Annotated in this window: 3 protein-coding genes; all 3 read right to left on the bottom strand. The window is 51.4% G+C overall.

What is annotated here, in order from left to right; translation table 11 throughout:
- Nucleotides 1–89: 89 nt before the first annotated feature.
- From QUB25_RS14470 to QUB25_RS14460, 3 genes are read right to left on the bottom strand one after another with little or no spacing between them, the layout of a single operon-like run.
- Entirely contained in the window at nt 90–3365 is a 3276-nt protein-coding gene (locus QUB25_RS14470) for an amino acid adenylation domain-containing protein (RefSeq protein WP_333183873.1), read from the bottom strand.
- Between the two features lies 1 nt (nt 3366).
- Nucleotides 3367–8109, bottom strand: coding sequence for an amino acid adenylation domain-containing protein (locus QUB25_RS14465; protein ID WP_333183872.1), 4743 nt, complete (start codon nt 8107–8109; stop codon nt 3367–3369).
- Between the two features lie 34 nt (nt 8110–8143).
- Complete coding sequence (locus QUB25_RS14460; RefSeq protein WP_333183871.1) at nt 8144–11599, bottom strand: amino acid adenylation domain-containing protein; 3456 nt, start codon at nt 11597–11599, stop codon at nt 8144–8146.
- Nucleotides 11600–11606 lie beyond the last annotated feature (7 nt).

Genomic DNA, 11606 nt, shown 5'->3' with positions numbered 1-11606 from the left:
TCCTGTTAAATGGGCTTTTTTTATCTCCTATCCCCCACCGAAGCCTTAAGGAGAAAAGGGCTTTTTGTGTTTTTTTACCAACACTATATTTACTCAGCCAGCATCACAGTTTGTGCTGACTCTCCATCACTATTTTCTAAGATATCGAGCAATTCATCTATCTGGTTAGAATCGGCGTTTGCCAGAATTTCTTCCTCGATTAGTTCAGCTAAATTCTCAATGGTGGGAGCGGCAAAAAAATCGCACAGCGCTAACTCTATCCCAAAGCACGATCGCACTCGCGATATTAACTGTGTGGCCATCAGAGAGTGACCGCCGAGGTCAAAAAAGTTTTGGTTTGTTCCTACTTTTTCTAGCCCTAAAAGAGCAGTCCAAATCTCAGCAATTTCTTTCTCTGTGGGCGTTTGTGGCTCAGTGAAGGCTGTTTCATCAGAAACATAATCGCACCTTTGAGATAAGGCGAGGCGGTCAATTTTTCCGTTGGGCGTTAATGGCAGCGCATCTAATAGCACAAAAGCTGAAGGCACCATGTAATCGGGCAGTTTGTGCTTCAAGAATGAACGCAATTCGGAAATAACTTCTGGGTGCGGATTTCTGAACCCTGAGTTAGGAACTAGGTAAGCGACTAGGCGTTGACTACCTGGTGTGTTTTCCTGAAGCAAAACAGCAGCAGTGGACACAGAAGAATGTTGAGAAAGTGCTGCCTCTATTTCTCCTAGTTCGATGCGGAAACCGCGAATTTTTACTTGGCAATCGCCACGACCCAGAAATTCTATATTACCATCCGGCAGGTAACAACCGATATCGCCTGTTTTGAAGAAAACTTTTTGATGAGAATTACCGAGAAAATGTAATTTTTCTTGCCCAAACGGGTTAGAAATGAATTTCTCCGAGGTTAAGTCGGGGCGGTTTAAGTAGCCCTGTGCCAATCCATCGCCGCCGACGTAAATCTCGCCGGGAATTCCTATGGGAACGGGTTGCAAATTGCGATCGAGCAGATAAATTTGCGTGTTAGCGATCGGGCGACCGATTGGAACTTTCTCGAGAAAGTGAGTTGCATCGTACCACGTCACGTCCGCAGCTACTTCAGAAGAGCCATAAAGATTGATTAATACCCGCTGGGGCATCTGCTCTCGAAATTGCTGGCAAAGTTCCAGCGGCAGAGTTTCTCCGCTGCAAATCCAATACTTTAATTGAGGCAAACGGCTGTCTAAATCAGGGAAGGAATCTAAGATAGCGCGCAACAAAGAAGGAACCAGCACCAGTCGGGTTACATTTTGCTTGGATAAGGTTTGAAGGAATTGGTTAATATCTTTGACGGATCGATCGGGAATAATCACAGTGGGCAACCCATGCAGCAAAGGAGCAAAGATTTCCCAAACCGAATCAACAAAATTTAAGGAGGTTTTTTGACAGCAAATATCCTCTTCGATAAAAGGGTAGGGGTTCCAGAAACAGCGATTCACTGTGCCTCGGTGGGTGCCGAGTACGCCTTTGGGAGTGCCTGTCGAGCCGGAAGTGTAGAGGACGTAAGCGAGGTGATCGGCTTCCACTTTAACAGCGGGGTTGCGATCGCTTTGGCGGGAAATTTCCTGCCATTCGGCGTCGATACAGACGACTTTTGCGCTGTGTTCGGGGAGGGTTTCTAGGAGGTTTTTTTGAGTCAAAAGCACCGGAACTTTTGCGTCTGCCAGCATGAAGGATCGGCGTTCTTGGGGATAAGCAGGATCGACAGGAACGTAAGCGGCACCGACTTTTAAAATGCCCAAAATGGCCACCAGCATTTCCAGCGATCGCTCTAAGCAAATTCCCACCAAAACTTCGGGTTTTACACCTAGAGATTGCAAGTAATGCGCGATTTGGTTGGCTTTGGCATTCAATTGGCGGTAAGTCAATTGTTCATTTTCGCAAATTGCAGCCACTGCATCTGGGGTTCGCTCTGTTTGCGCTGCAAATAATTCGTGAATGGAGGAATTTTTGGGGTAATCCGCTTGGGTGTCGTTCCACTGGACAAGTAATTGCTGGCGTTCGGCGGCGCTCAATAGGGGTAATTCTGACAGTTGCCGCTCAGGATTTGCACTCATTCCCTCCAATAAAGTTTGCAGGTGTCCGAGCATCCGCGCGATCGCAGCGTCTTCAAAGCGGTTGCTACTGTAACCAATTTTGAGCGCCAACTCCTCACCAGGCACCACCGTCAGCGTTAGAGCATAGTTCGTCTTTTCAAAAGAAAGAACACTTTCTATTTCCAGGTTTTGAACCCGCTTCTGCAAAGAAGACTCTAAGGGATAGTTCTCAAAAACTACCAGCGTGTCAAACAAAGGCAGCCTGCGCGGCACTTCGCTCCACCGCTGCACCTCTACCAAGGGGCTGTATTCGTACTGCCGCGCCTCTATTTGTCGGTCCTGCAACTGCTTGAGCCAAGACAGCAGCGAGTCTTTTGCGCGAATTTTGACGCGCGCGGGCAGGGTGTTGACGAACAGCCCCACCATCGATTCTACCCCCGCTAAGTCTGGTGGACGACCGGAGACAACCGTTCCAAAAATAACGTCTTCCTCGCCGCTGTAGCGGCTCAAAAGCAGCCCCCAGGCTCCTTGCACTAGAGTGTTCAGCGTCAATTGCTGCTGCCGAGCTAACGATCGCAGCGCTGCTGTTGTCGCTACAGGCAGCAGGATTTGCTGTTCGCGATCGCTTTCTTCTCCCGCAGCGGCTCCAAAATCCCGCTCAATTGGCAGCGGCGTGGGTGCGGTAAAGCCTTGGAGGCGCTGCCGCCAAAACGACTCAGCCTCAGACAAATTCTGCTGCTGTATCCAAACAATGTAGTCGCGATAGGGGCGCGGGCGCGGCAAGGATAATTGCTCGCCGTTGAGTTCGGCTTGATAAAAATCAAAGACTTCTGTGAGGATGGTGGGGTTAGACCAGCCATCTAGCAGCAGGTGGTGGTGGCTCCAGATGAAATAATAAGTATCTTTTGCCAGTTTGATGAGAGTCATCCGCATCAACGGCGGTTGCCGCATATCCAAACCCCGATCGCGATCGCTTTTGAGAAAGGTTTCTAGCTGCTGTTGCTGTGCTGCGGGCGCGAGATCTTGCCAATCCAACTCCTCCCAAGGCAGTTGGACTTGCCGGGACACGACTTGAACGGGTTCTTTGACGCCTTCCCAGACGAAGGAAGTACGCAAGATGGGATGTCGATCGGTCACCTGCTGCCACGCCTGCTTGAATGCCTGCGCGTTCGCCAGTTGGCGAAGCGTGCAAGTTAATTGCTCGAAATAAACTCCGGAGTTGGGAGAGTAGAGCGTGTGAAAGAGCATCCCCTGCTGCATGGGCGAGAGGGGGTAAAAATCTTCAACGTTGCCTTTGCCCATTTCAAACTTTTCCAATTGCTGAAAGAATGTCTTCTAGGTCGTTTTGCGTCCACTGGCTCCACTTAAATTCTGCAAAGTCAGAGGGAGTGCAGCCGACTGCTTCGGGTTCCTGGGAAGCCAGGGCGATCGCTCGCAGGGCTTCGGCAAATTTTTGCGCTAAATTCTCCACCGTAGAACGTCGGTGGATTTCCTCGCTGTAAGTCCAATCCATTCGCAACTGCCCGCCCGCAACAAATCCGTTAATTTCTATCAAATAGCTGCGGTTTCCTTCGGGGCTAAAAGGCTGCCCGACGGATTCCCCAGACAGGGCAAATAAAGATGATTCAGGGAGAACTTGGTCGAACTGTCCGAGGTAATTGAAACTCACCTCTGCTGCAGGGAGCGATTGCAGTTTCTGGGAAATTTCGCCGCCAGCGAGATATCGCAGCAACCCGTAACCCATACCGCGATTCGGGATGGCGCGCAACTGTTCTTTGACAGCCTTTAAGCCATCTGCGGGAGTGGAAGCCTCGCCGATCGACAGCAGTACCGGAAACACGGAAGTAAACCAACCCACAGTCCGCGAAACGTCTGCATCTGGGAAGATATCTTCCCGCCCGTGCCCCTCTAAATCAACCAGCAGCGTTAGCTCTCGGGTCCACTGGGCAAACGCCCACGCCAGTGCTGCCAGCAGAACGTCGTTAATTTGAGTTCGGTAGACTTTGGGAACTTCGTGCAGCAAGACGTTAGTGTCTTCAGCAGCGATCGCCACCGACACGATGCGCGACTGCGCTACCGCATTGCTTCCCCCAGCGAAATCTACTGGCAGGGGAGAAATCGGCTTTTGCAGGTGTGCCAGCCAGTAATCGAATTCTTGGTGCAACGCTTCTGACCGAGCGTATTCAACCAGCCCCTGTGCCCACTGTTTGAAAGATGTCGTCTTCGGCGGCAGCGAGATTGCAAGACCCCTGCTCAACTGCTCGCAGGCATTATGCAAGTCTTCGAGCAAAATTCGCCACGATACGCCATCGACAGCTAAGTGATGGATAACTATTAGCAGGCGCGAAGGTTGCTGCGCCCCCAGATCGAACAGAACAGCGCGCGCGATCGGCCCTTCTGACAGGTTTAAGCTTGCCTGTAGTGCATCGGCTTTAGACAAAATAGCACAAGTTTGCTCATTTGTCAACAAATTAGATAAATCTAATTTTTCAAACGGCACGGCTCCCCCCGGTTCGGCATTGAACTGCTGCCAGCCAGATTCGCCGGGGGCAAAGCGCAGGCGCAGGGCGTCGTGGTGCGTCAGAAGTTGCGCGAACGCTCGCTCCAGCAGCACTGCTTCGAGGGGTTGCCGCACTTCTAACATCACGGCTTGATTCCAGTGGTATCCACAGGCAAAATTTTCTTCAAAGAACCACTGCTGCACGGGAGTCAGCGGCACCGCGCCCGTCACCGGTTTTTGCTCGGCTCGCACAGCCTCGACAGTGCCAGCAGCGGCTGCCAGAAACGCGATTGTCTGGTGCTGGAATAGCAGTTTGGGAGTCAGTTGAATCCCCGCTCGATTGGCTTGGGCGACAATCTGAATGCTGAGAATCGAATCTCCGCCCAACTCGAAAAAGTTGTCGTGTATGCCCACTCGCTCGATTCCGAGTACCTGCGCCCAAATACTCGCGAGTTGCTCCTCGACGCTGCTGGAAGGAGCCGCGAAAGTCTCTTCCAATTCGGATCGCGTCAAGTCCGGCGCTGGCAGCGCAGCCCGATCGAGCTTGCTGTTGGGCGTTAAAGGCAGTTTCTCCAGCAAGACGAAGGCAGACGGCACCATATACTCTGGTAAGCGTTCTTGCAGAAACTGGCGCAGCTCGCTAGAAGGCAGTGAAGAATTTTGCTCTCGGGCGTCGGGGACGACGTAAGCAACGAGACGCTTGCGAGCGTTCGTCTCGGACCACACCAAAACAGCACTTTCCCGCACGGCCGGATGCTGGGAGAGTGCCGCCTCAATCTCTGCCAGCTCGATGCGGAAGCCGCGGATTTTCACCTGATTGTCAATGCGACCAATTAGCTCGATATTGCCAGATGGCAAGTAGCGAGCTAAATCCCCAGTTTTGTAAAGGCGATTTGAAGGCCCGAAAGCAGAAATTTCTTCCCAGAAGGGGTTGGCAATGAATTTCTCAGCGGTTAATTCGGGGCGGTTGAAATAGCCCCGCGCCAAGCCTGCACCGCCGACGTGCAGTTCTCCGGGAACGCCGATCGGCACGGGTCCCAAGGCAGCGTCTAAGATGTAAAGCTGGGTGTTGGGAAAGGGCCGTCCGATGGGCACTAACTGCTCGCCCGCTAAATTTCCCGTCGCGCTTTCAAAATAGCAACTGTCGATGGTGGCTTCAGTGACCCCAAAGGAGTTAATCAACCGAGTTTCAGGGCCGCACAATTGCCGGAATTTTTCATATTCCGAGCCATACCAACTGTCTGAGCCGCAGACGAGGATTTTCATAAAGTCGAGCCGCTGTCCGCTCTCTTCTAGGTACTGGATCAGGTTCCTCAAGACGGCGGGAACGAATTCGGCAAAGTCGATCTTTTGCTGCCGCATCAGTTCGTAGAGTTCCTGCGGCGCGAGCAGCTTCTCGCGATCGCACAGCACGAGTTTGCCGCCAGAACACAGCGATCGCATCAAGTCGCCGCTAAAAACGTCGAAGGAGAAGCTGGCCATCTGGAGGTGAGATGTTACCCCAGAGCGAAGCTCATAAGCGGTTTCCCAGCCTAAATAGGCATTTACCAGACTGCTGCGATTGACTGCCACCCCTTTAGATCGTCCAGTAGAACCCGAGGTGTAGGTAACGTAAGCGAGGTTTTCAGGCGCGGCTGTGTTAGAGGGGTTTTCTTCGCTCTCCAGGGAAACTTGCTTCCAGTCTGCGTCCAAACAAACGACTTTGCAGGAGTGCGGGGGGAGCTTGTTTAACAGGTGTTGTTGCGTCACCAGCAGCGGTGCCCGGGCGTCTTCGAGCATATAAGCCAAGCGCTTCGGCGGGTAAGCGGGGTCTAGGGGCAGGTAGGCTGCACCTGCTTTGAGGACGCCCAGAAAAGCTGCGATCGCCTCTAGAGAGCGATCGGCGCAAACGCCCACCAGCACCTCTTTCCTTGCTCCCAGCTTTTGCAAGTAATGCGCGATTTGGTTTGCCTTGGCGTTGAGCTGTCGGTAGGTTAGCTGCTGGTTATCAAAGACTACCGCCGGGGCGTCGGGGGTTTGCTCCACCTGTTTTTCAAACAGCTCCTGCGGGCACTGGTTGGGCAAATAACCCGTATTGGTGTTATTCCACTCCAGCAATTGCTGCTTTTCGGCAGCAGTCAGCAGGGGCAAGCTGGAGAGGTTCTGCTCTGGATTAGCGGCGATACCTTCCAACAAGGTTTGCAGGTGTCCGAGCATCCGGGTAATGGTGACGCGATCGAACAAATGCGTGCTGTATTCCACTGAGGCTTGCAGCCTTTCCCCCACTTCTTCTAAATCCAAGCTCAAATCACACTGCGTCGTATTCGTTTCGACATCGAGCAGATTTAAAGTCAATCCGGACAGCTCCAAGGGCGGCATGGGGTTGTTCCGCAACTGGAACATAACCTGAAATACCGGGTTATAACTCAGACTGCGCTCGGGTTGCAGTTCCTCAACCAGTTTCTCAAATGGCAAGTCTTGGTGCGCGTAGGCTCCCAAAGTCACCTCGCGCAAGCGTTGAAGCAATTCTCGAAAAGTAGGATCGCCGGAAACGTCAGTCCGCAACACCAGGGTATTGACGAATACGCCAATGAGCCCTTCAATTTCCGCGCGGTTGCGGTTGGCGATCGGGGAGCCGACTAGCAAGTCTGTCCGCCCTGTATAGCGGTAAAGCAGCGCTTTAAATGCTGCCAGCAGCGTCATAAACAGGGTAACGTCCTCCCGCTGGCTGAGGTTTTTGAGGGCGGCTGTCAGCTCCTGAGACAGCAATACCGACTGGGTTGCGCCTTCGGAAGTCTGAATGGGAGGCCGGGGTCGATCGGCTGGCAGTTCCAGCAAGGGAGGCGCTCCCTCCAACTGTTGCTTCCAGTACGCAAGCTGAGTTTGCAGCACTTCGCCGCAGAGCCAGTTGCGCTGCCAGATCGCAAAGTCGGCATACTGCACGGGAAGCTCTGGAAGCTGCGGTTGGTTTCCGGCGGATAAGGCTTCGTAAATTGCCGCCAGTTCCCGCGCCAGCACTCCTATGGACCAGCCATCTGAAACAATGTGGTGCATCGTCAGCAGTAAGACGTATTCTTCTTCGCTAAGCTGTAGCAAAGATGTCCGCAGCAAGGGGCCTAGTTCTAAGTCAAAGGGCTGTTGCGCTTCCTTTGCAGATAGCTGCTTTACGGCTGCCTCTCGATCGTTCTGGGGCAGTTCTCGCAGGTCTATTACTGGCAGCCGCAAGGGAGTTCCAGGAGGAGCAATGACTTGAATTGGCTGTCCCTGAACCTCAGTAAAAGTCGATCGCAAGGCTTCGTGCCGGTTGACGATTTCGTTGAAAGTTTGCTCCAACACGGCGACATTTAATTTGCCTTTGAGTCGGATAGCGCCTGGGAGATTGTAGAAAGATTTTCCTGCCTCGAACTGGTCGAAAAACCACAGCCGTTGCTGGGCGAAAGACAAGGGGAGCGAGTCGCCTTCTTTCCTTCTAGGAATTCTGCGATCGCTTGAGGATTCTACCCCCTTTTCTCGTAGCATCACTTCCAGCAATGCGCGTTTTTTTGCAGATAGTTTCAAATAGCTCATTTGACCCTGATTAATTTTGACTAGACTGCTGGAATTAATAAGTAGAGGGAGAGGCGATCGCCAATTCCCGATCAAGTAGAGAAGTTTTTTCGTCGAGCATTCGCTCTACTTCTTCATCGGAAAGTTCCGCAAGACTCAGCAGCAATTGAGCGGTATTTTCAACGTTCTCTCGCTGCGCGGGATTTTCCACCAGGGCAGCGGCTTGCTCGGATGCGGTAGGTGACTCGAAGAAGGAGCGCAGGGGGACATCTACCCCGAAGGTGTCGCGCACGGCTGAGATGATTTGCGTTGCTAGTAGGGAGTGCCCTCCTAAATCGATAAAAAAGTTGTCGTGAATGCCGATTTTTTCCACTCCGAGTATTTCAGCCCAGATGCCTGCGAGAACTTTTTCAACCGGGGTATTAGGCGCGACAAAGGTTTTCTGAAGGAATGCGGCATCCGGTGCGGGAAGAGCTTTGCGGTCTATTTTTCCGTTGGGAGTTAGAGGCAGCGATTCCAGCATGACAAATGCAGACGGCACCATGTATTCCGGCAGCTTTTCTTGCAGGTAGGCACGCAGGTTGCTGATGCTGGGAAGTTTGTCTTGGTTAAGCACTACATAAGCGACTAAGCGCTGGTTACCGGAACCGTCATCGCGCGCGATCGCCGCCGCATCTTGCACCGCGGGGTGCTGTCCGAGAGTTTCCTCAATTTCTCCTAACTCGATTCGATAACCCCGTACTTTCACCTGATGGTCGCTGCGCCCCATAAATTCAATATTTCCGTCGGGGAGATAGCGAGCCAAGTCCCCAGTTTTATAGAGGCGTTCTGATAGAATGAAGGATGAAGAATGAAGGATCAATGAAGCATATATTCCCCCCTGTGCAAAGGGGTTAGGAATAAACTTTTCTGCGGTAAGTTCCGGTCGGTTTAGATAGCCTCTGGATAAGCCAGCCCCCCCAATATGCAGTTCGCCAAAAATACCAACGGGAACCGGCATTAAATAGCGGTCTAAAATGTAAATTTGAGTGTTAGCAATAGGGCGACCGATGGAAACTGATTCATCTTTGCGGTCAACCTGATAGAGAGTAGACCAGATGGTGGTTTCTGTCGGGCCGTATAAATTCCACACCAAAGCGCCCCGCAACTGCAACTGATTGGCAAGCTGTTGAGGTAAAGCTTCTCCCCCGCACAGTATTTTTAATCCCTCGCTTCCGGGCCATCCCGCTGCTAAAAGCATTTTCCAACTGGCTGGAGTAGCTTGCATAATGGTTGCGCCAGAATTATTTAAGGTTTCTAACAGTTTTTGTCCGTCAGATGCCACTTTTCGGCTGGCGAGAACGACGCGAGAACCTGTTGTAATAGGCAGGAATAACTCCAGCGCTGCAATGTCAAAAGATAAGGAGGTGACTGCCAGCCAAATATCTCGGTCTGCAATCGCGAGCTGCTGACGCATAGAAATCAAAAAGTTGACGACAGCAGCGTGGGAAATTTGCACCCCTTTGGGTTGTCCTGTTGAGCCTGAAGTATAAATGACATAGGCTAAATTGGAAGAATTTTGTAAGCCAGCGGCTGGCTCGGTACTGCTCGATATGGCTTCCCACTCGGCATCCAAGCAGGCGACGTGGGCGCTGTTTTCCGGCAGGGTTTCTAACAGCCGTTTCTGAGTTAAGAGAATTGGAATTGCCGCATCTTTTAGCATGAAGGCGAGGCGCTCTGGCGGATAGGCCGGGTCGAGGGGAACGTAAGCGCCACCCGCTTTGAGGATGGCAAGAAGTCCGACCACCATTTCTAGGGAACGCTCGACATAAATTCCCACCAAAACTTCAAGTTTAACGCCGATTTTTTGCAGGTAATGTGCGAGTTGGTTTGCTCGTTCATTCAGCTCGCGGTAGGTAAGTTTTTGGTCTTCAAATACGACGGCAATTGCATCGGGAGTTCGCTGTGCCTGCGCTTCAAATAATTGATGAATGCAGCGCTCGCTCGAATAATCAGCGCGGGTGTCATTCCACTCTATCAACAACTGATGCCGCTCTTTTTCCCCCAGCAACGGCAACTCTTCAATCCGCCGCTCTGGGTTGGCAGCTATGCCATCCAGCAACGTGATAAAATGCCCCGCCATCCGCTTGATTGTGGCTGCATCAAATAAATCTGTGCTGTATTCAAACTGACCGCTAATTTCTTCCTGCTTTTCTTCTAAATACAGCGTTAAGTCTACTTTTGCTGTCTGATTCTCAACATCTAAAAGAGTGAGATTGAGTCCGGCTATTGATTCCGCAGCAACAGGTGCAGCTTGCAAAACAAAAGCAACTTGGAACAGTGGATTGTAGCTCAAATTTCGATCGGGTTGCAACTCTTCAACCAGTTTTTCAAACGGCAAATCCTGGTGAGCGTAAGCTTCTAAACTCACCTCCCGAATGCGAACGAGCAACTGCCGAAAAGTGGGAGTCCCTGACAAATCAGTTCGCAATACTAAATTATTGACAAAAAAGCCGATTAGCCCTTGAATTTCCGCTCTGTTGCGGTTGGCAATGGGAGAGCCTACGGGGATATCTGCCTGTCCTGTATAGCGATAGAGCAACGTTTTAAAGGCTGCTAGCAGTGTCATAAACAGGGTGACATTTTCCAGGCGGCTGAGCTTTTTGAGGGCTTCCGTTAGCGTTTTGGGGATGAGGAATGATTCTTTTGCACCCCGATAGGTTTGCACCGGGGGACGGGGGCGATCGGCTGGCAATTCTAGCAAGGGGGGAGCGCCACTAAGCTGCTTTTTCCAGTAGTTAAGCTGAGTTTGCAAGCGATCGCCCGTAAGCCATTCCCGCTGCCAAATAGCAAAATCGGCGTACTGTATGGAAAGTTCGGGAAGTGGGGATGGTTTGCCAATCGAAAACGCTTCGTAAAGTGCTGCTAATTCTTGCAGAAAGACTCCGATTGACCAGCCATCAAAAATAATGTGGTGTAGCGTCAGCAGCAACACATATTCCTCAGCATCTAAGTGTAGCAAACTAGCTCGCAATAGCGGCCCTTTGGTGAGGTCAAAAGGTTTGCTAGCTTCTTCAGCAGCCAGTTGTTTTACTTTTTCTTCTCGCTCAGTTTCCGCCAATTGTTGCAGGTCTAAAACTTGCAGCCCGAAATTAAAATTCTGACCAACCACCTGCACGGGTTGACCGTCTACAGTGGCAAATGTCGTCCGCAAAGCTTCGTGACGGCGCACAATTTCCTTCAAACTTAGCTCTAGCACGACTACATTTAGCCTGCCTTTGAGTAACACAGCCGCCGGAAGGTTGTAAAAAGGGTTTCCCGGTTCAAATTGGTCAATAAACCACAGTCTTTGCTGGGCAAAAGAGGTGGGAAATGCAAATACTTCTTCTTCGGAAGCATTCGCAGACTCGCGAGTATCTGTTGGAGGTTTTTCGGAAAAATGCACCGTCATTGGATTAGTAACTGGTAGTTGGTAATTGAGATGGCAGCGGATATTTGGGGATTGGTTATGAGTTATGGGCTGCAATCCCATGACTCAT

The sequence above is a fragment of the Microcoleus sp. B3-D7 genome (assembly GCF_036705305.1).
Taxonomy (GTDB): Bacteria; Cyanobacteriota; Cyanobacteriia; order Cyanobacteriales; family Microcoleaceae; genus Microcoleus.
Note: the sequence above shows the minus strand (reverse complement) of the source record. Positions and strands in the feature narration are given on the sequence as shown.